Below are 20,592 nucleotides of genomic sequence, written 5' to 3'. Positions count from 1 at the left end.
CCGATAACACAGGCAGAATGGCGGTCTTCATGCATTCGCCACAAGGTTTCCAGGTGCCCCCACCTGGCCGCCGGAGGCGCTTTTCTTACCCGATGGCACACGCCACGGCTTTGGCCGCATGGATGGCCGCGGTGTCGTAGAGGGGCACCGGGGTATCTGACGGCCCCACCAGCAGGCCGATCTCCCATAGCCCCAGGATCACGGCTTCGGCCCCTTTGTCTTTAAGTTCTTCGATGATCTCCACAAAGCGCTCCCTGGAGGAGGGGTTGATCTCACCGCGGCAGAGTTCCGAGTAGATCACGTTGTGGACATCCCCACGGCCCCGGTCATCCGGGTGCGTCCGCCCTCAAGGCCGAACCTCTGGTTGAGTCTTTCTGTATAAAAATCCTCTTCCATGGTAAAGCGCGTCCCCAAGAGCCCCACCCTGGAGATCCCGTCGGCGGCCAGGGCCTCGGCCGTGGCATCGGCGATGTGAAGAAGGGGAATGGCGATGCGCGCCTGGACCTCTTCGGCCACCTTGTGCATGGTGTTGGTGCAGATCATGAGAAAGTCCGCGCCCGCAGCCTCCACTGAGGTTGCGGCCCGGCCGAAGAAGTCCGGCAGCGTACGCGGCTGCTCCGGCATCCTGAAGGGCCTCCACCTCTTCAAAATCCACGCTGTACAGGCTGATCTTGGCCGAGTGAAGGCCGCCCAGGGCCTCCTTGACCCCTTCATTGATGGCTTTGTAGTAACCGGCGGTGGATTCCCAGCTCATTTTGCGCCGACGATCGGAATCGTTTTCGTGAGTTCTCTTCCTTTCACTTGCCTCCGGCGGCCCTGCCGGGGCGTGGGACCTTATTATTCCCTTTAGTCGACGATGACCTCGCAATCTCCGCCCGCATTTCTTCTGACGGCACCCACAAAGCCGTACACGACAAAACAGAGGGACACCCCTTGCTGGATCGCGAGGATGGGCTTGCCCTGAAGCAGCATCAGAGTGCCCATGCTTCCGTTCATCAGTATGAAAAAAAGCCACCCCACGTGCCTCTCCTTTGCCAGAAGGTAGCTCCCCAGCAGGAACCCCACCATCACCCCCATCTCCAGCACCTGGGAAAGCGAGGTGACGCCGTGGTAATCGTACAGGCTGAACCCCACGCCAAGGATCATGAACCCGTAGGTGCTGACCGTGGCCACCCCGTCAAGGGTTCCGTGGCTCTCTCCGCTGCCCTGGTACACACGAAGCAGGCCCAGCACCATGGCAGGGACGCCTCCGGCCTCTATGGATGCGGCAATCCAGTTGTGTGCTTAAGGATCAAAATCGTCACCCAGGCAGGAACCCCGAGAATGTTGCGATGAGGCCAACCCCACAGTTTCAGCTGGCGAGCCCCACGCTCGCCAGCCCCTTCGGCAAATGAAAACAGCATTTTATTGACGAGGTAAAACGAGCCTCCCCACAGCTGGAGCAGCATGTCCATGGTTCATTGGTCCCTTCTAAAAATTCAGGCTGTCAGAGTATCAGGGGAAGTGGCGGGAGGTGTTGCGGCACGGCCTGCCTGACACGTTTTCTTTTCCTCTTTTCGGTTGAGCAACAGGAGATTCCCCAAAAGAATCAGGGCCACACCGCTGAAGGCATACCCGCTCCACCGGTACCCTTCCCAGATGGTGGAGATCACCAGGGCCACCACCGGAAAGACCAGGGTGGCATAAGCCGCCCGATCCGCCCCGATGCGGCCGATAAGGGAGAGATAGCAGCCAAAGGCCACGATGGACCCGAAGACCGCCAGATAGACCAGGGAGCCCACATAGGCCGTGGTCACCTCAAAGGCAAAGGAACGCCCAAGAAACGCGGACAGCCCCAGCATGAGCGGCTCCGTAGAGCATGCCGAAGGCGTTGGTCTGCACCACGGGGAGCCCTGCTTTCTGGTTGCGGGCGGACAGGATGTTGCCGATGGAGGCAAGATAAGTAGCTGCAAAGCAGAGCATGAGCCCTTTGGCCCCGCTGTCCCCGAAGTGAAACGAGGTAAGCTCCGGCCGGAACACCAGGCCGATACCCACAAGGCCCAACGCGCCCCCCGCCACCACCCTGGCGTCCACGGGGCTCTTGAGAAACAAGGCCCCGTTCACCACGTTCATCACCATCACCGTGGGAAATCTCGCCGCTTCCAGAAGCACATTGCGATGTGAGACTACAGGTAAACAACCATAAGTCAAGGCAAAAAGGAAAACACCCTGGGCGGCCATGGCCAAATGCTCTTTCCACGTAAATCGCATGGGCAAACGCCGCAGGGCGCACCACAGGAGAAGAAGCACCGCGGCCAGGGAAAACCGATAGGTCACCGACACCATGGGGTCGATGCGCCCCAGCTGAAAGGTAATGGCCAGCCAGGTGGAGCCCCAGATCAGAATCGTCATCACATAAAACATTACATTTCGCATAGCATCCATCACGTTGTTGGTCGTAAAAATCGAAAAAAAAGGCCTCCGGCGGCCCTGCCGGGGGCTAAACTTTTAAAAAGTTTAACAAACAGGTTTTAAAAAACCGATATAACTTCGAGGTTATAAAGCAGCTAACATAAACCATCAGCGTTTATGTCGGGCGCAGCCCGAGCCGAAGGCCATTGCGCTTTGCCCTGAGGAACGAAGGGCAAAGCGCAATGGCTATAAGCTTTCGAGGTGGCTCACCTCGCCGCCGGAGGCACGCTTTTTGAGTCCATTACACCAGCGCATGGGCAGCGTCCCCAACGGCCTTGAGGGCCCAGCGGGTCTCCGGTGTAAAGGCGGCGGCGTTGAGGCGCAGGTAGTGCTGGTAGGTGTCGCCGAGGGAAAACAGGGCACCGGGGGCCACGGTGATGCCCAGGGGCTCCACTGCGGCATAGAGTTTCAGGGAATCCACGGCCTGGGGCATCTCCACCCAGAGGGTAAACCCGCCCCAGGGCCGGGTGACCCGGGTGCCTTCGGGGAAGGTCTCCCCCACCATCTCGCCCATGGCGGCCACCCGCTGGGCGCAGGTACGCCTGAGGCCCCGCAGGTGGTGTTCGTAGCCCCCGTTGGCCAGAAACTCTGCCACGGCCAGCTGGGGAGGCAGGGCCGTGGCCAGGGAGGAGACCATCTTCAGGCGCTGCATGCGCTCCTGGAACCTACCCGAAACCATCCACCCCACCCGGTAACCCGGGGCCAGGGTCTTGGAAAAAGAGGAGCAGAGGATCACCATACCGCTCTTGTCGTAGGCCTTGCACACCCCGGGGCGACGGCCCTCAAAGGCGATGTCGCCGTTGATATCATCTTCCACCAAGGGCACCTGGTACCGTGCCAGAAGAGCCACCAGGGCTTTTTTCTTCTCCTCGGAAAGGGACACCCCTAAGGGGTTGTTGAAGTTGGTCACCTGGAGACAGGCGCTCACCCGGTTTCGGGAGAGGGCGCGCTCCAGGGCGTCCAGATGGATCCCGTCCACGGGGGATGAGGGAATCTCAAGGACCTTGAGACCCAGCTCCCGGAAGAGCTGCAGAAAGTTGAAATAGACCGGGGCGCCGGTAACCACAGTGTCCCCGGGCCACCAACCTCATGGCCAGGGAGACCCCTTCCGAGGCCCCGGAGGTGATGAGGATCTCGTCCGGAGACAGGGTCACCCCTGCATTGAGCATATGCCGGGCGATCTGGTGCCTCAGCTTTGGAAGGCCGCTGCCCATGGCGTAGTCGGTGCCGTGGCCCTTGGTGCGCCTCACCTCGGCCGCCATGATCCGTCCCAGTTTTTCAGACGGCAGAATGGCCGGGTCGGGAATGGCTGCCCCGAACTCCCGCCCCTCCTCGGGTCGTTCACATCCCGCATGATGCGGGAGACCATCTCTCCGGCCTCCACGGCTGCGGCATTAAGGATGGGACGCCGCACATCCGGCTCCCGGGGAATCTCGGGAAGCCGTGCGCACACGTAGTAACCGGACTGGGGGCGTGCTTCGATGACCCGCCGGTCCTCCAGCAGGCCGTAGGCGGTCTTCACGGTGTTGATGCTCACCTTCAACCGCTGGCTCATGGCCCGGATGGAGGGTACCTTCTCACCGGGCAGGAACGTGCCCTCCCTCACCATGAGGGCCAGGCGCCCGGCCACCTCCTCGTAGAGGGGCTGCTCCCCTTTTTTCTCTGCAACGTTTGCTTTCATGACGATACCCTACCCCACTTATCCTGAAGGCCTAAAGATACAGTTGGTTTCATTTTCAATGGGCACAGTTTTTCATATCATTCATTCAAAGGACACAGATAAATGCACTCCCCGTCTTGACCGGCGGCCTGTTCTGATCCATCGTAGGCAGGGGATCGCTAAGACCTCCGGCCCTCGCGTGTGGCGCAGCAGTCCTGAATGGTGACACGCAGCCACGGGTGCAGGCGGATCTCATCTACTGGCGAAGGCTTGTTTGAACTGAACAGTGACCAAAAGGAAAAAACATGAAAGAGCACCTTTCCAACACGGCTTTCAGGCTCATGACGGTGGCCTTCCGGGTCAAGGACCTGTTCAGCAGGCGCACGGATATCCTGGCGGAATTCGAGATCATGGAAGGGATGCATGTGGTGGATTACGGGTGCGGTCCGGGCTCTTACCTCAAGGCCGCCTCCCGGCGGGTGGGGAAAACAGGGCTGGTGACGGCCGTGGACCTCCACCCCCTGGCCATCCAGTCTGTCAACGAGAGGGCGTTTCGCATGGGGCTCACCAACGTCATGGGGCTGCTCACCCGGGGGTATGCGACACCCCTGGACGACCACAGCGTCCACATCGTGTATGCCATGGACATGTTCCACATGGTCAAGGACCCCACGGCCATGCTCTCGGACATCCGGCGCATTCTGGTGCCGGAAGGGGTCCTCTACATCGACAGCGGCCACCAGCCCAAAGAGACTGCACGGCAAAAAATCCTCGACTCAGGTCACTTTGCCATCCAGCGATCCACGGACCGTTACTTTCAATGCCGCCCCGAGCCCTGACCGGCACCATGAAGCCGTTGCCTCCGGCGGCCCTGCCTGGGGCGGGGGGCCAAACGTTTAAAAAGTTTAACAAACAGGTTTTAACCAAAAGTCACACAGGGAGTTGTACCATGTCAGACGTCTTGATCACCCGCCTCGACCACGAAGGAGAGGCCGCCGATTTTCTCGCCCTTTTCACCGAATACACCCGCAGCCTGGGAACAGCCGGGACCCCCAGCGATGTCCCGATCCCCGCAAACCTTGTGGAGGCGATCCAAAAACGAAACGACGTGGTGGTCTTCCTCGCCTATGAAGAGAAGCAGCCCGCGGGTTTTGCCGTCACCGTGGAAGGGTTTTCCACCTTTCGTGCCATGCCTTCGCTCAACATCCACGATCTGGGGGTAAGCAGCCGATTCCGCGGCCATGGGGTGGGCAAGACCCTGTTAAACGCCGTCCGCGACGAAGCCGAAAAGAGAGGGTGCTGCAAGCTCACCCTGGAGGTTTACGAGAACAACACCAGGGCCTTTTCCCTTTACCAATCCATGGGGTTTTCCACCCTGTCGGGCAACGACGACACCGAGCAGACCCTGTTTATGGCGAGCCCCCTCTAAGGAGAAAGGTCAGGGGCACATGGACCCGTTTGCCCCAGGAGGTGGCCGAGTGGTCGTGGCCTTTCCAGACACGGTTCATGCAGCTTTCCCCTTCCCGGTACCCTTTTCGGGCCAGGATGTCCCGGACGCGGCTGTGGTAGGGGATGTACTTGGCGTCCAGGGCTTCGGTGCTGATATCGAAGTAAAACCGGTGAGACGCGGGGTCAGGGAGGGTATCTGCCATGTAAGGAAGGGTGGAGCCCTCGTAAAGGGGCCAGTGGGAAGAGAGGCAGCCGGCCCCGCAAAACAGGTCCGGATGCTCGCACACCGCGTACAGAGAGATGATGCCCCCTAAGCTGGAGCCCATGGCAAACCGCGCTTCGGGGCGGGTGATAAGGGGATAGGCCGACTCCATGTGGGGAATCAGCTCTTCGGTAAGAAATCTCAGGTAACGATCCGAGGTGGGGCATTTGCCCCGCCGCCGGATGGACGCTTTCTCCTTTTCGGAGACATACCGTTCCACGGGCTTTTTGGGAACGTACTCCCGCCAGCGATCCGGTGTGTTCCAGATGTTGGCCAGGATCACCGGGGGAATCACCCCGTCCTCGATGAGCCCCCTTGCCGTATCGCAGAGCCCCCAGCCCATGAGGTTGCTTGCGGGCAGGCAGTTGTACTGCCCGTCCTGCAGGTAGATCACGGGGTACCGGGCCCCTCCCCCCTTGTCATAGCCCGGCGGCAGCCACACGTCCACATGGCGCGGCGCCACAAACCGGGAGTCGAACGTGTCGATTCGCTCCAGCATCCTTCCTCCTGCTCACACCTCAACCCATGGGTCGGCACCTCCAAAAAAACGGTGCCTTATCCGGTTACACGATAAAATCTCAGGAATAGATGGAGGTAGCAAAGAAGGAAGGACAATTCAAGGCAATCCATGATAATACACTCAATTTCCAGCAAAATTCACAGTGAGCAAGGAAATTGTCAACCACCGGTCAGAAGTGGCCCCAAAGACGGACACCCCGGGCTTTGCCGCAAAACAAAAGCGCCGCACTGCCGTGCGGCGCTCCACAAAAAAACAGCCATGATGGCCCGCGTTGCTTATCTCACCACAAGGTTGTTCTCCACGCGCTTGACGCCCACGAGGCGGTCGGCCAGGCGAACGGCTTCATCGCGCATGGCTGCACTCTTCAGCACGCCTGTGAGGGTCACCACCCCGTTGTTGACGTCCACATCGATGTGCAGGGCATCCACGTCCGGTGAGGCGATGAGTTCCGACTTCACCTTGATGCCCACCACCTTATCGTCCAGGGCCTGCCCGATGCTGGTGGGGCCCACCTGCAGGAGGTTGTTGACATCCTTGACCCCGGAAACCTTGCGGACCACGGCCTCCACATTGCGCGCCACCCCCTCGTTGTCCACGATGCCGGTGAGGGTCACCACCCCTTCGATGGTGTCCACGTCCACGGAGAAGGTGGGCACCTCCCGGCATTCGGCAAGGGCGGTCTTGACCCGGGCAGTGAGGGTGGCGTCGTCCACCTGGTTGCCGAAGGTACGTTTATCCGAAGCGCTTTTGTAGACGCCTGTGGCGCCGGTTCCCACCACAATCGGGGCGCACCCCGCACACAAGAGAAAAAGAGATACCGCAATCCATCGCATCGGCATACAGCCAAACCCTCCAAAACAAGACATTGCCCGCCGACGGAAGGTCCGGAGCGGACCGACCCACAAGCGTATCGACAGGCGATTCAAACATTCCATCCATACCATGGTGCCTGGATCGTCCCCTGTGACGGAGATCACGCCTGTGGGAACAACCACCATGTCAGCCCGACGATAGCCCACTTTTCAAAAAGCGGCAAGGTCAAGGCTACTCATCCCCGAAGGCCCGGTTGTGCTGCTCCATGACCCGGATAAAGGTGGTGCGTTTGGAGAGCTCCTTGAGTTTGGCCGCGCCCACGTAGGTGCAGGTGGATCGAAGGCCCCCCAGGATGTCCAGCAGGGTGTCTTCCACCGCCCCCCGGTACGGGACCGTCACGGATTTGCCCTCGGAGGCGCGGTAGTCGGCCACCCCGCCGCTGTGCTTTTCCATGGCGTCCCGGGAGCTCATGCCGTAGAAGGTCACCACCTTTTCCCCGTTCTCCTCGAGGATCTGCCCGCCGGATTCGTCGTGGCCCGCCAGCATCCCCCCCAGCATGGTAAAATCGGTGCCCGCGCCAAAGGCCTTGGCAATATCCCCGGCGCAGGTGCACCCGCCGTCGGCAACAATGAGCCCCTTGAGGCCGTGGGCGGCGTCCGCGCACTCGATGATGGCCGAAAGCTGGGGATACCCCACCCCGGTTTTCACACGGGTGGTGCAGACCGACCCCTCTTCCCACCTTGACCACGTCCGCCCCGGAGAGGATCAGCTCTTCCACCATCTCCCCTGTCACCACGTTGCCCGCCACGATCACCTTGTCCGGGAAAAGGTCCCGCACCCTTCGGACCACGTCCACGAAGTTTTCCGTGTACCCGTTGGCCACGTCGATGCAGATGAATTTAAGAAGCGGCAGCACATGAACGATCTGTTTCAAACGCTCCAGATCCGCATCCATGGTCCCGGTGCTCACCATGATGTGGTCGAAGATGGAATCATCCTGGCGCGCCAGAAAGTTTTTGAGGTCCTCCGGCGAATAATACTTGTGAAGGGCTGTCATGGCCCCGTGCTTTGCCAGGGCCGCGGCCATGGCCAGGGTGCCCACCGTGTCCATGTTAGCGGCGATGATGGGCACACCGGACCAGGTGGTCTGGCTGTGCCGGAACAGGTAGGTGCGGTTCATCTCCACCTGGGACCGGCTCTTCAGGGTGGAGCGCTTTGGACGGATCAGCACATCCTTGAACCCGAGTTTCACTTCGTTGTCGATTCGCATGGCACACCTCATCCTTCCGTGTATGGGTTGGGCGATATTGCAAGAGGCCACACGCAGCACGGGCTCGTGCAGCAACGACAAAACCATCTGAAACAACAGCCTGAATAAGTCTATCCAAAAACAGGGAATCTGCCAACAGGATGCGCCGGGCAAGGCAATGAAATGCAAATCGGGGCCGTGGGAGGTATGATACGAAAAAACGTTCCGGGAAGGTCACCGGAAGAGGTCCAGCATGTTGTCATGCTGAGTCACCTCCCCCGGTTGAAGGCGGGTCTCAATGGTTCTCAGAGGTGGAGGCAACCTGCTTTAAAAGGGCGTCGGGAATGTCCCAGCCTTCGGGGTTGTCCTGCACCTTCCAGCGCCTGTGGAACCACCACCACTGGTTGGGGGCTTCCCGAATCCACCCTTCGGCGATGCGGTTCAGGCGCTCGGTGTTGTGGCGGATATTCTCATCCATGTCCTCATAGGGCGTCTCCAGGTGGAAGGCCGGGGAAACCTTGACATGGTGGTGACCGTCTTTGGCTTTCCGGCTGATAACCCCCGGGATGATGGTGGCGCCGGTCTCAAAGGCAAACCGTGCAGGAGCAGGGGTCGTTGCCGCAAGTTCTCCGAAAAAATCGCACACGATGGACCGGTGCTTGGCGAGATGCTGGTCGATGACCAGGGTGACGATCTTGTTTTCCGCCAGCAGCTCCTTGATGTAATTCTTGGTCCCCTTGCGGTTGATGATGATAACACCGGTGTTCTTGCGCACGCTCGATATGAACTGCTCTGCGGCCTTGCTCATCTCTTTGACCACCACGGCGATGGGAGCCCCCCGCATGGCCATGGAACAGCCTCCCAAGTCCACGTTGTCCAGGTGTGTGGCCACCAGGATCACCCCTTTGCCGCGGGCAAGGGCAGCGTCCATGTGCTCCCAGCCGTCGATCTGGACCAGCTTTTTGTTCTCCTCAAGGCTCATATGGGGAATGCGGAGTATCTCCACGATGTACATGGCAAAGTTGGCAAACAGCTCGCGGATGGCCTTTCGCTGCTCGTCTCTGGTGAGTTCCCTGCCCATGGCTCGGTTGATGTTGTGCAGGGCCTCTTTTCGTCGAATCGGGATAAGATAGTACCAGATCCATCCGAGGCATCGGCCAAAGGCCATGGCCACGGGCAAGGGCAGGCGTGAGATAAATCGACTGAATACATTCAACATGTGGTGTGCCTTCTTCACTATAAATAATAGACTATCGTATGTGCTGCGTGTCCTCTGCGGGCACGGCCCGCAGGGGCAAAAAAAATGTGCTTCGAGCATCAGGGCACATTCCGTGCGAAAATGCGGTGTTAAAAAAAACTGAGGACTTATGGGATGATCCCGTCATGTGCTATTTATTCTTGGCATGGCCCAGAGCATCACGCCAGTTCTTCAAGGATCATGCGCATGTGCTCTTTTTCGGCTGCGGCCACCGAGTAAAAAATCTCGGCACCCTCCCCTTCCATGGTGTCGGCAAGGTTGCGGTACATCTCATAGGCAGCCACCTCCACCTCCAGGGCCACCTCGAAGAGGGCCCGCCATCCCAGGGTGCCGTCCTTCATGCGCTCAAAGAGCTGGCTCAGGTTCTCCCCGCCTTCCACAACGGAACCGGGCAGGGTGTTCACCAGGGTCACACAGTCCGGGGCATGGGGGTCCAGGCGCTTTAAGTAGGCGTGGATAAGGTTGATGTGGGAAATCTCCACGGCGGCAAGTTTCCTCACCACCCCCACGGGCCCTTTGCCTTCCATGAGCTTTTCCAGGCGCTGATAAAACCGCCAGGCGCCTTTTTCCAGGTCCATGGCCGCCATGAGCATCCGCGGGAGGTCTTCGTGCTGACGGATCACCCGGATCTTGGGCAGGCCGTAGGCCAGGCGCCCCAGGTAGGCATCCAGACCCCCGGCGAGGTTGAAAACCTCACCCTCCGGCGCAACGTTCGTCTCGTAGATCAGCGCCACGGCAAGGGATTTGGCCCCGCGCTCACAGACAAAGACTGTGGTGCGCTTCGGATCCAGCTCCCCTGCCAGTTTGTTGATGGCAAGGGCCGGGATACATACGGATCCGGGTATGTGTTCCTGCTCAAAATCCTCCTCGCGACGCACGTCCACGAGGGTTACCTCCCCTTCCGGGTGCCGGTCCAGAAAGGCGTCCAGCTCCTCTGGCCATAACTGCTTCATCGTCTTTTCCTCGGTATGCAGATCGCCTCACCTGAAAACTGAGGCATAAAAAAACAATAGATTTACATCGTATCACTTGTTTTTTCAATGCACCCGCTAAAAAAACAATATTTCCTCATGTGCACCCTGCTCACAGACAAACCGGATGCGGCCCCGGAAGGACTTGCCGAGGGGCCGCTTTTTGCTCAGATAAACTGGGTCATGAGCTGGGTGATCACCTCGTCCACGTTGTCGGGGGTGATGGCGTACTGACTGCAGGTGGCCTCCACCTGTTTCATATGGGCCGAGCCCTTCATGCCCCCGATACCGTGGAACAGGCCAAGGCGCCGCCCCACCTGATAGTGCATCTTCTCCACGGGATCCATGGCAAGAAACGCGCGGATCTTATCGCACATCGCCTCCCTGTCAACAGGAAAGCTCCCCTCCACGTCCTGAAAGAGGTTCAGGATGTGGTCGCTTGTGAGGGTGCTGGTTATATCCCCCAGAGATTCCAGAAAAAGAAGGATCTCTTCTGCGGCCTCCACATCGGTGATCTTCTCGAACCGTCCTTCCTTCCAGTCGGTATAGAGCTCGGTATGCCCGGGGATGGCAAGGGTGCGGAGCCGGATGAAGTCGGGGTTGATCTGGGTCAGGGCGTCGGCGGTCTCCAGGGCGTGATTGCGGGACAGCTCCTTTCCCCCCAGGCCGGGCATCACGTACTCGGAAAGTTCCATGCCCGCCTTCTTCACCTTCAGGCCGCCCTGGATATGCATGGCCTTGGTGGAACCCTTTTTCACCCGTTTGAGTACGGCGTCGGAGCCGGATTCCATGCCGATGTGAATCCGGTTCAACCCGGCTTCAGCCATGCGGGCCAGGTGCTCGTCGCTGATCCGGGCCACGGTGTGGGACCTGGCATAGGAGGTGATCCGATAGTTCCAGGGAAAGACGGACCGCATGTACTCCAGGACGCGGATCAGGTCCTCGGGCTTCACGATAAGGCTGTTGGCGTCCTGGAGGAACACCGAGGTCATCCGTCCCCGGGCCCAGTTGGCCGCCGCCTGGAAGGCATGGATCTCCCCACCTTTCACCGTGGCCTGAACCGCCTCAAGGTCGGTGCGGGTTACCCGGCCGTTATTTCTGATCACCCCATGGAGGGGGATCGCATACCGGGCCACCGCGTCGATGTCCCGCATCACGTCCTCCACAGGCCTCAGGGAAAACGTCTCCCCCTTGTAGACCGGGCAGAAGGTGCATCGGTTCCACGGGCAGTTACGCGACACGCGAATCAACAGGCTCGCCGCTTCGCTGGGAGGCCGGATGGGCCCCTGCTCAAATCCTTCATACTCACGGACTGTCTTCATGGTATCCTCGCTTTTCAATCCATCCCGGAAATTTCATGAGAAAACGGCGTCACCAGAACATCTACTCGATTTTCTCAGCTTTACGGGCGAGCCGCATGCACCAGCTGCAGTTCTGATCACTTGAATATGGGTGCACTCGACGTGTGAAATGGTTGCCAGAGTCGTTGTCAATATCTCAAAAGTAGACATCCCTGGCAGGAATGCAATGCGCAGGGCCTATAATTTACAACGATACCTCCAAAAGATGAGCCGGCTTCCCATTCCGTACAAGGCTCGTTTTGACAAACACCCGGGCCTGACATATGATCGCCCTGGTAGGTCATTGCCTTGGGAATACCGGCAATGCCATGGTTTGAATCAAACAATCGGGTACCCATGACGGAAACACACGCTAACCTTCGCAGGTTAAAGCTCATCTGGCCCCTTCTCCTTCTGGTCTTCATCCTTGTGGTGGGTACCGGCGGGACGGCAATTCATCTCTCCCGGTTTTATCGCACCCCGCAAGGTGACCCGGCCACAACGCTCATCTACACCATCAATCGCGGTCAGAGTTTCAACACCACCGCCCGCCAGCTGGTGGAAGCCGGACTCTGCTCTTCCGAGACAAAACTGCGGTTCATGGCCACCGTCTACGGCCTCGACAAGAAAATCAAGGCCGGAGAATACCGCCTGTCCGGTGCCATGACACCCGAGGAGATCCTCACCGTTCTCACCCGCGGAAAGGTCCACCTGCGCAAGCTCACCATCCCGGAAGGTTACACAGTCAAGCAGATTGCCGATGTGGTGGAACAAAGCGGGCTTGGCGAGGCTGCCCTGATCATGGACCTCTGCTTTTCCGAGCCCTTTACCCGTCGCATGGAGCTGCCCGAAGAAGCCCCGTCCCTTGAAGGCTACCTCTTCCCGGAAACCTATCTTTTTGAGAAGGGCACCTCCGAAGAGGCCATTCTCGCCGCCATGGTCGGACGCTTCAAGGCGGTCTTCACCGAAGAGCTGCAGCAGGAGGGCAAGGCCCTCGGGCTTTCTCCCAATCAGGTGGTGACCCTGGCCTCCATCATTGAAAAAGAGACCGGCGCCCCATCGGAGCGCCCCATCATCTCATCGGTCTTCCACAACCGGCTCAAAAAACGGATGCGCCTGGAGACCGATCCCACGGTCATCTACGGCATCAAAGACTTTAACGGCAACATCACCCGAAAAGATCTCCGGCGCAGGACCCCGTACAACACCTACGTCATCAAGGGGAGCGCTCTGACCGATCGCCAGCCCGGGCCTTGCAGCCCTTACGGCAGCCGTCCGGCCCGAGGACACCGGGTACCTCTACTTTGTCTCCAAAAAAGACGGGTCCCATCACTTTTCCCGAACCTTCAAGGAGCACTCCCGAGCTGTACGCAAGTACCAGCTAAACAGATAGTGACACACCCCAGGACACGCACATGGCACAGATTTCCGATATGACACTGGACGAACAGGTGGGCCAGCGGCTCATCGTGGGCTTTGACGGCACCGACCTCACCGATGACCTGAAGTACCTCATCGACACCCTCAAGGTGGGAGGGGTGATCCTCTTTTCCCCCAACATCGACTCCCCGGCCCAGGTGGCCGACCTGTGCCATGCCATGCAGGCGTACGCGGCCCACTGCGGCCTGCCGCCCCTGTTCATCTCCGTGGATCAGGAAGGGGGACAGGTGGCCCGCATGAAAGAGCCCCTCACCCTCTTCCCCGAAGGCGCCCCGGCCCTGGGCACCCCTGAGGCGGCCCGGCACTTCGGGCGCACCACGGGAAAAGAACTCTTTGAGGTGGGCTACAACATGGACATGGCCCCGGTGCTGGACGTCCAGCCCGAGGGGTTTTCCGGCATCATGGCAAAAAGGGTATTCCCGGGTTCGCCCCAGGAAGTGGGCGCCCTGGGGGTTGAGGTCATGGAGGCCCTGGAGACCGAAGGGGTCCTGGCCGTGGTCAAGCACTTCCCGGGCATCGGCCGCACCACCCTGGACTCCCACCTCACCCTGCCCCTGCTGGACACTCCCCTTGAGGTGCTGTCCAGAACCGACCTGGTGCCCTTTGAGATTGCCTTTGCAGCCGGGGCCTCGGCCGTGATGCTCTCCCACATCAAGTACACGGACATCGACGACCAGTGGCCCGCAAGCCTCTCCCCCGAAGTGGTCAAAGGGGTGTTACGGGGCCGCATGGGCTTCAACGGCGTCACCATGACCGACGACCTCGACATGAAGGCCGTCACCTGCGACATGGAGACCGCCGCCCGGCAGATCTTCACCGCAGACGTGGACATCGCCCTGATCTGCCACCGAAGCGACCGCTACGAGACCCTGGCCAAGACCTTCAAAACCATGGCAACTCGCTTTCCCGGCGCCCACGCCCTGGCCGTGGGGCGCATCCTGGCCTTAAAAGAGATCATGACCCGAAAGGCCCCCACCTGATGGCAGGCCTGGCCTATCGCCTAACCCGGGGGTACCTGACCTGGATCTCTCCGGCCACTCCCCGGGCCGTGAGGCTGAGAAACGCCCTGTGCTTTCTGATCCTCATTGCCTGGGCCCCCTTTGGCATTGCCGTTCTCTTTCTCTTTGACGCACCCGGCTCCGAATCAGACCCCATCGCCTGGCTCATGGCTGGCTTTGTCTGGCTCTACCCCCTGCTTTTCCTCATCTCCCTGCCCCTCACCTGGCTGGCCCTGCGCTCCAGAAACATCCCCCGGGCCGCCAAACGCGCCACCCTCCCCCTGTGGTACGCCAAGGCCATGGTCATGACCGGGGTGGGGTTCTATCTCGCCTTAAACAAATAGCGCCATCCAGCGCATCTTGCCCTCAAGGGACCTCCGGCGGCCTTGCCGGGGGCCAAACTTTTAAAACGTTTGACAAACAGTTCTTAAGCAAGCCTTTCCAGGCTCCGCCGAAATAATTTCCACTTTTTCACATTAGAAACGTTTTTTGCGGAGCTTTTTTTCAAAAAAGCGACCCGCCGGAGGCATGTTTTTGCTTTGATGTTTCCTTGCCCCTCACCCGAACGTGGATGAGACAGACGAAGGCCCCAAATCACTTCACGGAAAATTTTTTCCCAGCAGCATGGACTCCATCTTGAATTTCCACCAGCGGTTCGCTCCCCAGTCTCCGTACTGCGCGTCCAGAAACGGGGGTATATCCGTCACACCGTGGACGGCTTTCATGTACCCCCTCACCACGGAATCCACCGGGATCTCGCCATAAAAGCCCAAAAGGGTCATGAGATGAATCCGGGCGTACTCCCCGAATCCTTTGAACTTAGAGATCTGTTCCCCGGCTTCGCCTGAGCTCTACCCCTACAAAAGGGTTTCGAGCCCTGGGTTTGCCACAAAACAGTGGGCCAATGCCTTGAGATAGGCACTCCGGTAGCCCACGGGGGCAAGGGTTTTAAGCTCCTCGGCGCTGAAACGGTTCACCTCGGCAGGGGCGGGAAAGGGGTACCTGCCCGATGGGGCGGGCTCGGTAAAGGCCGTGCTGCACAGGGCCTCGGCCATCTTCCGGGTCAGGGCCCAGGAGCAGTTGGTGGTCAAAAGGGTTTTGGCGGCGTTTTCCCAGGCCGTTGGCGCGGTGAGCAGCCGCCCGGCGCCCTGGGCCACCAGGGTTGCGTGGGCCTCCGAGGTCTTATGGGCCAGGCGTTTGATGGTGGAGGTCTCTCTGTCCAGGGCCAGCATGGTGGTCAGGGCCGTTTTTAAAGCGGCCCTCTCTTCTTCGGCCAGGGGACGGTCCCCGGTCACCTCAACGGCAAGGGTGTCACCGGCCTGGGAGACCAGCAGGTCCACGGGCCGGGCCCCGGTGTGGAGCACATACCGAAGGTATCCCTGAGAATTCCCTTTTCCTCAGCTTAAAGGGACTCAGCTGGCGCCAGCCGTGGGTGAAGCAGAGGGTTTCAAGGGAATAGTCGTCGGGACAGGTCAGGGAAAGGGGCGTTGTTGTCATGGGACTCCGGGCAATGGGTTAAGGGGCAGGGCCCCGGTTACGTGAAAGGCGGCTGCATCAAAGCAGACAATGCCTCCCCGGGGCAAGCCCCTGAAATGCGTTGGCCCTGTTCCGCCGATTGATTTGCCCGGTAAACTGTGCTGTATATAGAAACGGAAAGGGAACATCGAAAAAGAAGGCCGCACTGAAGTCGCCCAAGCTGGTCACAAAACGCCAACCGGGCCACCGTGAAGACTGCCGGAGCCCTCGTCAAAGGGGATTTTCATTATGGGTCAGAAACATTCTCTTCACACCTTTGTCCACCGTACCCTGATTATCCGCCTTGTGGCCTTGGGGATCGGGCTCTCCCTGGTCATGGGCGCCGGGGTCCTTCTCATGGAGCGCGACCGGGTCAGCCGTGAAGCCATTGCCGTGGCCGTGGATCGCCTCGCCCTGTTCTCCGGACGCAACGAAACCCTCCTGGCCGATCCGGACCAGCTGGATGCCGACGCTCTGCACCAGGCCGTCCTCGACTTCAGCGCCACCCGCACCCCCATCCAGTCCGGGGCCTTTGCCTTCATCGGCATTTACGACCTGAAAGGCGCCAAGGTCATCGATTTCTACAATGAAACCCACGACCACTTAAGCGCCGTCAAGGAAGCCCAGCAAGCCTCCCCCCTGTTGATACCCGACAGGGGGGCTCCCCGTTACGAGATTGTCCGCATTGCCGGTCGCCCCTATCTCAAAAGCGCCCTTCCCCTGTCCAACAGCAGCGGCCAGAACGTGGGAATCATCAACGGATTTTTCGCCTTTTCCCCGGAGACCATCAAGGCCTTCCGCATGCGCGGGCTCAGGGCCATGATCGGGGCCATGCTCATTGTCCTTATTACCACGGCCGTGATCTACCCGGTGGTCTTGAAGCTTACGAAGCGCATCACCCGGTTTTCCGTCCGCCTCCTGGAGGCCAACCTGGACACCCTGGAGACCCTGGGCAGCGCCATTGCCCAGCGGGACAGCGACACCAACGCCCACAACTACCGGGTCACCATCTACGCAGCCCGCCTGGGCGAGGAGCTGAACCTTCCCGCCCAGACCATGCGCACCCTCATCAAGGGGGCCTTTCTCCATGATGTGGGTAAAATCGGTGTTCCCGATGAGGTACTTCTCAAGCCCGGTCGCCTGGACGACGATGAATATGAGATCATGAAGACACACGTGGACCACGGATGCGACATCATTGAGCGCTCCACGTGGCTCAACGACGCGTTGGAGGTGATCCGGTCCCACCACGAAAAGATGACGGGCAAGGGCTACCCCATGGGCCTTGAAGGAGACGGGATCCCCATCACGGCAAGGGTCTTTGCCATTGCCGACGTGTTCGACGCCCTCACCTCCAGGCGCCCCTACAAAACGGCCTGGTCCTTTGACGAGGCCATGGAGATCCTGGAGGAGGGGCGGGGCAGCCACTTCGACCCGCAGCTTCTGGACACCTTCGGCCGCATCGCAAAGCCCCTTTACGATCAATACGGGGGCAAGGAGAAGATCTTTCGAGAGGAGCTCGACGAGATCCTCAATACCTATTTTCATGAAGGCATGGACAGCCTGGACTACTGACACACACTGGAGACTCACATGAATTGCCCGAAGTGCACCACCACGGAACTGAAACAGACCGGCTACAACTCACCCTACTTCTGCAAGGCCTGCGGCGGCATGTGGCTTCTGCCGGGAAGCCGTGCCGAAGTGGCCGACATGACCGTCACAGAGGCAGACGGGGAATCGGCCCCGGAGGGACAGGACAGCAAGACCGGCCTGTGCCCCTCCGGCCACGGCATCATGATCCGGGCCAAAATCGAACTCGACGAGCCCTTTTTCCTGGAAAAATGCACGGCCTGCGGCGGGATCTGGTTTGACAAGGGAGAGTGGCAGCGCATCGCCGAGACCAACCTGGCCGACAACTTAAGCGTTCTCTGGTCCTCGTCCTGGCAGCGGAAACAGAGCCGGGAGAAAAACCGGGAGAGCTTCCTTGCCATGAACCAGAACCTTTTGGGAGAGTCCGTCTTTGACGCCATCATGGAACTGGCAGAGCGCCTGAAAGATCACCCCGACCAGGATCGCGCCCTGGCCCTGCTCCGGCAGGAACTCACCCACCCGTAAAACACGGTGCGGGGTGCCGCCACAGGGCTGTTCAGTGTCCTGCAGTTCCCCGCCTCAGCCCGGCTATTTCACGGAAAGCGTTAGGCCTCCCCACAGCAATCGACTGTAATAATGATCTATCGATTCGGCTGGCCTGTTTTTCAAACCAGAAATATCCGGGGCAGGGTATCCTGGATCACAATCTCCACCGCATCCACCGGGCACACCGTGTAACAGTCTCCGCAGACATCGCATCGCGATGGATCGATGACGCATCGGTCCCCTTCCCGGCCAATGGCCGTAAAGGAGCACCTCTCCAGGCAGGCCCCGCACCCCATGCACGCCTCGGTGATGCGCATGCCCTGGAACGGCACCTGTTGCCCTCCGAAACAGAACCGGGTCCGCTCCAGCTTGTGGGGCCGGTTCTCCTTCTCGAAATCAAAATCAAACACCTCCCCCCAGGCCCGGTGCAGGCAAAACGTCGTCATGGCCGGGTACTTCTCGATGTCCTTGACACCCAGCATGAACATCTCGTTTTCTTCAGCCTTTGCCTTGAGGGCCTCCAGGGGGATCTCCCTGACCTCTCCGGTGGCCCTGATGGTGTACCCGGGCTCAAAGGAAGGCATGCCCTCATCGTCATGGGCAATGGTGGTGGTGGGGTACATCCCGCAGATGGACACCAGCCCTGTGTCGTTGAGCTGCTTGTAAAACGCCTTGGTGACCATGGTCCTGAAGTAAAGGCCATCTTCGTCAAAAGCAAACAAATGGGCAATCCGGGTCTGGGGAACGCCCTTGTCCACGGTGGCAAACACAAGACTGCCGATGGCATCGAATTTTTCATACACGTCTGCACGTTTCATCTTCTTACATCCTTTCAGATAAGGGTAACTATTCGGTTCAAAAAAAGCCTCCGGCGGCCAGGTGGGGGCACCTGGAAACCCTGTGGCGAATGCATGAAGGCAGGCATCATGCAATCGTTTTCGGGGCATTCGCGTGGCGTGTGACCTGTGGCAAGCATTTTTGCAGGAGAGGCCCATGTCATTCTTTCCAAAAAACCCGATGAAGGACATATGGGATCCCCCTGGCTTTAACGAGAATGACACCGCCACAAAAGGCCACAGCCCGTAGGGTGCACGGAGTGCACCCTACGAATCGACGCTTTAAAGCGTCACGACCAACGCAACGAAAGCACCTACAAAAAAACGCCCAAAGCCAGAAACACCAGAAAACTGATCACACCGCCGGTCAGAGCAAAGGGCATCTGGGCCCTGACGTGATCCATGCCGTCCACCCCCGCCACCTTGGCCGCCAGGATGGTGGTATCGGAGATGGGGGAGCAGTGATCGCCGAAAACAGCCCCGGAACCGCAGGCCCCCAAGACCAGGGGGACACTGACGTCCAGGGCTGCAGCCAGGGGGATGGCAATGGGGACAAGGATGGAGAGGGTCCCGCCGCCGGTTCCGCTCATAAAGGAGATCAGGGCCCCACCCACAAACACCATGGCCGGTACAAGGGCCGCAGGGACATGGTGGCCGAACCCGGCGAGGTAGGCTCCCGTCCCCAGCTGGTTCAGCAGGTCGCTCAAGGCAAAGGAGAGGGTGAGGACCAGGGCGATCTCAAGGTAGGAGGCCATGCCCTGGACGCACCAGGCAATATAGCCCTGGGTGTCCACCACGCCCCGGACCTTGTAAAAAGCGCCGGTCACAACCAGGGTCAACAGAATACCCGTAAAGATGGAAGCGGAGCCGTCTCCGGTGAGGACCATGAGCCCAAAGACCCCAACGATAAAAAGGCCCAAGGGAAGCAGCATGTTCACAGCCCCTGACTCTGGAACACCCTGGATCATTTCAGACCGGTCCCCGGCATCCGTGTCCCGGTCTTTCCTCCCTGCCGAAGCCACTTTTTTCCTGCCGATAATCGCGCCCCCTGCAATGGCGATGGAGACAATGGAATAGACCTGAAAGGGTATGGCCTGGAGCACCAGGCGAAACGGGTCCCCGGCAATAACCCCAGACGAGACCTGGGCCCCGATCAAAGCGGCAAGAAAGGCCCCTGCCGCGGTGGCCGGAGACAAAAACGCTACGGATGCGGAGGTGGAATCGATGAGGTAGGAGAGCTTTTCCCGGTTTCCGTGGTGGGCGTCAAACAAGGGCCCCATGGCCACCCCACGGACCACAATGGAGACGGTGGTGTCCACAAAGAGGACCAGGCCCAAAAGATAGGCGAGGACCTCCGCCCCCAGAGCGCTCTTGACGGCCCTTTTTTTCAAGGTCAACAGCCGCACAAAGCCCTTCACCCCTCCTGATTGTTCAATGACGTGGACCAGGGAGCCTGTCATCAGCACAAAGAGAATGGCCTTTGCAGACCAGCTGCTTTCAAACACGGCCGCGATGCCGTTGATTCCGGCAAAAAGGGTGCCCTGGGCGACATCCAGAAGAAGCCCCCCGGCAAACACCCCGGCAAAAAGGGCCAGGATGATGTTGCGCGAATAAAAGGTCAGAAGCAGGGTGAGGGTCACCGGTGCCAGCGAGACAATGCCAGGGTTCATGGGTATCACCTTCGTGGGTTG

Annotated in this window: 25 protein-coding genes and 1 pseudogene; 7 read left to right on the top strand and 19 right to left on the bottom strand. The window is 59.6% G+C overall.

All coding sequences use genetic code 11. The annotated features are described in order from the left end of the window. Positions 1–85 precede the first annotated feature (85 nt). From ACOYW1_RS06560 to ACOYW1_RS06520, 9 genes are all read right to left on the bottom strand, one after another. Positions 86–301 (bottom strand): hypothetical protein, encoded by a 216-nt coding sequence (locus ACOYW1_RS06560; RefSeq protein WP_482422150.1) that lies wholly within the window; start codon positions 299–301, stop codon positions 86–88. Continuing rightward, complete coding sequence (locus ACOYW1_RS06555; protein ID WP_482422149.1) at positions 298–624, bottom strand: aspartate/glutamate racemase family protein; 327 nt, start codon at positions 622–624, stop codon at positions 298–300. Before ACOYW1_RS06555 ends, ACOYW1_RS06560 begins: the two co-directional genes overlap by 4 nt. 222 nt (positions 625–846) lie before the next feature. Further along, positions 847–1,236 (bottom strand): hypothetical protein, encoded by a 390-nt coding sequence (locus ACOYW1_RS06550; RefSeq protein WP_482422148.1) that lies wholly within the window; start codon positions 1,234–1,236, stop codon positions 847–849. A 20-nt stretch (positions 1,237–1,256) separates the two neighbouring features. Further along, positions 1,257–1,454 carry a hypothetical protein gene (locus ACOYW1_RS06545; protein WP_482422147.1) on the bottom strand — a complete coding sequence of 66 codons (198 nt, stop codon included), beginning with the start codon at positions 1,452–1,454 and terminating at the stop codon, positions 1,257–1,259. Between the two features lie 24 nt (positions 1,455–1,478). After that, positions 1,479–1,841: an EamA family transporter gene (locus tag ACOYW1_RS06540; RefSeq protein WP_482422146.1), complete on the bottom strand. Its 363-nt coding sequence runs from the start codon at positions 1,839–1,841 to the stop codon at positions 1,479–1,481. Further along, entirely contained in the window at positions 1,798–2,391 is a 594-nt protein-coding gene (locus ACOYW1_RS06535; RefSeq protein WP_482422145.1) for a DMT family transporter, read from the bottom strand. The genes ACOYW1_RS06540 and ACOYW1_RS06535 overlap by 44 nt, the downstream gene beginning before the upstream one ends. A gap of 301 nt (positions 2,392–2,692) precedes the next feature. Next, positions 2,693–3,517 carry an aminotransferase-like domain-containing protein gene (locus ACOYW1_RS06530; RefSeq protein ID WP_482422144.1) on the bottom strand — a complete coding sequence of 275 codons (825 nt, stop codon included), beginning with the start codon at positions 3,515–3,517 and terminating at the stop codon, positions 2,693–2,695. Further along, positions 3,447–3,713 carry a hypothetical protein gene (locus ACOYW1_RS06525; RefSeq protein WP_482422143.1) on the bottom strand — a complete coding sequence of 89 codons (267 nt, stop codon included), beginning with the start codon at positions 3,711–3,713 and terminating at the stop codon, positions 3,447–3,449. Before ACOYW1_RS06525 ends, ACOYW1_RS06530 begins: the two co-directional genes overlap by 71 nt. Continuing rightward, positions 3,698–4,132, bottom strand: coding sequence for a GntR family transcriptional regulator (locus ACOYW1_RS06520; RefSeq protein WP_482422142.1), 435 nt, complete (start codon positions 4,130–4,132; stop codon positions 3,698–3,700). Before ACOYW1_RS06520 ends, ACOYW1_RS06525 begins: the two co-directional genes overlap by 16 nt. Positions 4,133–4,416: 284 nt before the next feature. Between ACOYW1_RS06520 and ACOYW1_RS06515 the strand changes: the two genes are divergently transcribed. Next, positions 4,417–4,950, top strand: a complete 534-nt coding sequence (locus ACOYW1_RS06515; RefSeq protein ID WP_482417021.1) for a class I SAM-dependent methyltransferase — start codon at positions 4,417–4,419, stop codon at positions 4,948–4,950. Between the two features lie 110 nt (positions 4,951–5,060). Further along, a complete protein-coding gene (locus tag ACOYW1_RS06510; RefSeq protein ID WP_482417022.1) occupies positions 5,061–5,540 on the top strand; it encodes a GNAT family N-acetyltransferase in 480 nt (159 codons plus the stop codon). On the opposite strand, the gene ACOYW1_RS06505 is transcribed toward ACOYW1_RS06510, so the two are convergent. From ACOYW1_RS06505 to ACOYW1_RS06480, 6 genes and pseudogenes are all read right to left on the bottom strand, one after another. Further along, positions 5,521–6,321 (bottom strand): alpha/beta hydrolase, encoded by an 801-nt coding sequence (locus tag ACOYW1_RS06505; protein WP_482422141.1) that lies wholly within the window; start codon positions 6,319–6,321, stop codon positions 5,521–5,523. The genes ACOYW1_RS06510 and ACOYW1_RS06505 overlap by 20 nt on opposite strands. Before the next feature lie 296 nt (positions 6,322–6,617). Further along, positions 6,618–7,181, bottom strand: coding sequence for a BON domain-containing protein (locus ACOYW1_RS06500; RefSeq protein ID WP_482422140.1), 564 nt, complete (start codon positions 7,179–7,181; stop codon positions 6,618–6,620). Between the two features lie 205 nt (positions 7,182–7,386). Continuing rightward, positions 7,387–8,425: pseudogene (locus ACOYW1_RS06495) on the bottom strand (GMP reductase). A gap of 274 nt (positions 8,426–8,699) precedes the next feature. Further along, the gene (locus ACOYW1_RS06490; RefSeq protein ID WP_482422139.1) at positions 8,700–9,623 is read right to left on the bottom strand and encodes a lysophospholipid acyltransferase family protein; all 924 of its coding nucleotides are present in this window, start codon (positions 9,621–9,623) and stop codon (positions 8,700–8,702) included. Between the two features lie 197 nt (positions 9,624–9,820). Beyond that, a complete protein-coding gene (locus tag ACOYW1_RS06485; RefSeq protein WP_482422138.1) occupies positions 9,821–10,615 on the bottom strand; it encodes a rhodanese-like domain-containing protein in 795 nt (264 codons plus the stop codon). Positions 10,616–10,800: 185 nt separating this feature from the next. Next, complete coding sequence (locus tag ACOYW1_RS06480; RefSeq protein WP_482422137.1) at positions 10,801–11,955, bottom strand: radical SAM protein; 1,155 nt, start codon at positions 11,953–11,955, stop codon at positions 10,801–10,803. A 375-nt stretch (positions 11,956–12,330) separates the two neighbouring features. Between ACOYW1_RS06480 and mltG the strand changes: the two genes are divergently transcribed. Genes mltG through ACOYW1_RS06465 form a run of 3 tightly spaced genes read left to right on the top strand, consistent with a single transcriptional unit; the run spans position 12,331 to position 14,755 of the window. Further along, positions 12,331–13,410: an endolytic transglycosylase MltG gene (gene mltG / locus ACOYW1_RS06475; protein WP_482422136.1), complete on the top strand. Its 1,080-nt coding sequence runs from the start codon at positions 12,331–12,333 to the stop codon at positions 13,408–13,410. Next, a complete protein-coding gene (locus ACOYW1_RS06470) occupies positions 13,389–14,393 on the top strand; it encodes a glycoside hydrolase family 3 N-terminal domain-containing protein (RefSeq protein ID WP_482422135.1) in 1,005 nt (334 codons plus the stop codon). The genes mltG and ACOYW1_RS06470 overlap by 22 nt, the downstream gene beginning before the upstream one ends. Beyond that, a complete protein-coding gene (locus ACOYW1_RS06465; protein WP_482422134.1) occupies positions 14,393–14,755 on the top strand; it encodes a hypothetical protein in 363 nt (120 codons plus the stop codon). The genes ACOYW1_RS06470 and ACOYW1_RS06465 overlap by 1 nt, the downstream gene beginning before the upstream one ends. A gap of 255 nt (positions 14,756–15,010) precedes the next feature. Here ACOYW1_RS06465 and ACOYW1_RS06460 read toward each other — a convergent pair whose 3' ends face one another. After that, positions 15,011–15,193, bottom strand: a complete 183-nt coding sequence (locus ACOYW1_RS06460; protein ID WP_482422133.1) for a hypothetical protein — start codon at positions 15,191–15,193, stop codon at positions 15,011–15,013. Positions 15,194–15,268: 75 nt separating this feature from the next. Then, positions 15,269–15,775, bottom strand: coding sequence for a DNA glycosylase family protein (locus ACOYW1_RS06455; protein ID WP_482422132.1), 507 nt, complete (start codon positions 15,773–15,775; stop codon positions 15,269–15,271). A gap of 400 nt (positions 15,776–16,175) precedes the next feature. On the opposite strand from ACOYW1_RS06455, the gene ACOYW1_RS06450 reads away from it, so the two are divergent. Then, a complete protein-coding gene (locus ACOYW1_RS06450; protein WP_482422131.1) occupies positions 16,176–17,501 on the top strand; it encodes an HD-GYP domain-containing protein in 1,326 nt (441 codons plus the stop codon). 18 nt (positions 17,502–17,519) lie between these two features. Beyond that, positions 17,520–18,044 carry a TFIIB-type zinc ribbon-containing protein gene (locus tag ACOYW1_RS06445; protein ID WP_482417034.1) on the top strand — a complete coding sequence of 175 codons (525 nt, stop codon included), beginning with the start codon at positions 17,520–17,522 and terminating at the stop codon, positions 18,042–18,044. A 140-nt stretch (positions 18,045–18,184) separates the two neighbouring features. On the opposite strand, the gene ACOYW1_RS06440 is transcribed toward ACOYW1_RS06445, so the two are convergent. After that, the gene (locus ACOYW1_RS06440) at positions 18,185–18,883 is read right to left on the bottom strand and encodes a 4Fe-4S binding protein (protein ID WP_482422130.1); all 699 of its coding nucleotides are present in this window, start codon (positions 18,881–18,883) and stop codon (positions 18,185–18,187) included. Between the two features lie 332 nt (positions 18,884–19,215). Next, positions 19,216–20,571: a Na+/H+ antiporter NhaC family protein gene (locus ACOYW1_RS06435; protein WP_482422129.1), complete on the bottom strand. Its 1,356-nt coding sequence runs from the start codon at positions 20,569–20,571 to the stop codon at positions 19,216–19,218. Positions 20,572–20,592 lie beyond the last annotated feature (21 nt).

It is taken from the genome of Desulfoluna sp. CYM3A, assembly GCF_056829965.1.
This window is presented reverse-complemented; position numbering and strand designations above follow the sequence as displayed.

Excerpts from the sequence above, each read along its gene's own strand:
- ACOYW1_RS06555 (WP_482422149.1), bottom strand. The coding sequence starts at position 624 with ATGCCGGAGCAGCCGCGTACGCTGCCGGACTTCTTCGGCCGGGCCGCA.
- ACOYW1_RS06550 (WP_482422148.1), bottom strand. The coding sequence starts at position 1,236 with ATGGTGCTGGGCCTGCTTCGTGTGTACCAGGGCAGCGGAGAGAGCCAC.
- ACOYW1_RS06545 (WP_482422147.1), bottom strand. The coding sequence starts at position 1,454 with ATGGACATGCTGCTCCAGCTGTGGGGAGGCTCGTTTTACCTCGTCAAT.
- ACOYW1_RS06540 (WP_482422146.1), bottom strand. The coding sequence starts at position 1,841 with ATGCTGGGGCTGTCCGCGTTTCTTGGGCGTTCCTTTGCCTTTGAGGTG.
- ACOYW1_RS06535 (WP_482422145.1), bottom strand. The coding sequence starts at position 2,391 with ATGACGATTCTGATCTGGGGCTCCACCTGGCTGGCCATTACCTTTCAG.
- ACOYW1_RS06525 (WP_482422143.1), bottom strand. The coding sequence starts at position 3,713 with ATGGCGGCCGAGGTGAGGCGCACCAAGGGCCACGGCACCGACTACGCC.
- ACOYW1_RS06520 (WP_482422142.1), bottom strand. The coding sequence starts at position 4,132 with ATGAAAGCAAACGTTGCAGAGAAAAAAGGGGAGCAGCCCCTCTACGAG.
- ACOYW1_RS06515 (WP_482417021.1), top strand. The coding sequence starts at position 4,417 with ATGAAAGAGCACCTTTCCAACACGGCTTTCAGGCTCATGACGGTGGCC.
- ACOYW1_RS06510 (WP_482417022.1), top strand. The coding sequence starts at position 5,061 with ATGTCAGACGTCTTGATCACCCGCCTCGACCACGAAGGAGAGGCCGCC.
- ACOYW1_RS06505 (WP_482422141.1), bottom strand. The coding sequence starts at position 6,321 with ATGCTGGAGCGAATCGACACGTTCGACTCCCGGTTTGTGGCGCCGCGC.
- ACOYW1_RS06500 (WP_482422140.1), bottom strand. The coding sequence starts at position 7,181 with ATGCCGATGCGATGGATTGCGGTATCTCTTTTTCTCTTGTGTGCGGGG.
- ACOYW1_RS06490 (WP_482422139.1), bottom strand. The coding sequence starts at position 9,623 with ATGTTGAATGTATTCAGTCGATTTATCTCACGCCTGCCCTTGCCCGTG.
- ACOYW1_RS06485 (WP_482422138.1), bottom strand. The coding sequence starts at position 10,615 with ATGAAGCAGTTATGGCCAGAGGAGCTGGACGCCTTTCTGGACCGGCAC.
- ACOYW1_RS06480 (WP_482422137.1), bottom strand. The coding sequence starts at position 11,955 with ATGAAGACAGTCCGTGAGTATGAAGGATTTGAGCAGGGGCCCATCCGG.
- mltG (WP_482422136.1), top strand. The coding sequence starts at position 12,331 with ATGACGGAAACACACGCTAACCTTCGCAGGTTAAAGCTCATCTGGCCC.
- ACOYW1_RS06470 (WP_482422135.1), top strand. The coding sequence starts at position 13,389 with ATGGCACAGATTTCCGATATGACACTGGACGAACAGGTGGGCCAGCGG.
- ACOYW1_RS06465 (WP_482422134.1), top strand. The coding sequence starts at position 14,393 with ATGGCAGGCCTGGCCTATCGCCTAACCCGGGGGTACCTGACCTGGATC.
- ACOYW1_RS06460 (WP_482422133.1), bottom strand. The coding sequence starts at position 15,193 with ATGACCCTTTTGGGCTTTTATGGCGAGATCCCGGTGGATTCCGTGGTG.
- ACOYW1_RS06450 (WP_482422131.1), top strand. The coding sequence starts at position 16,176 with ATGGGTCAGAAACATTCTCTTCACACCTTTGTCCACCGTACCCTGATT.
- ACOYW1_RS06445 (WP_482417034.1), top strand. The coding sequence starts at position 17,520 with ATGAATTGCCCGAAGTGCACCACCACGGAACTGAAACAGACCGGCTAC.
- ACOYW1_RS06440 (WP_482422130.1), bottom strand. The coding sequence starts at position 18,883 with ATGAAACGTGCAGACGTGTATGAAAAATTCGATGCCATCGGCAGTCTT.
- ACOYW1_RS06435 (WP_482422129.1), bottom strand. The coding sequence starts at position 20,571 with ATGAACCCTGGCATTGTCTCGCTGGCACCGGTGACCCTCACCCTGCTT.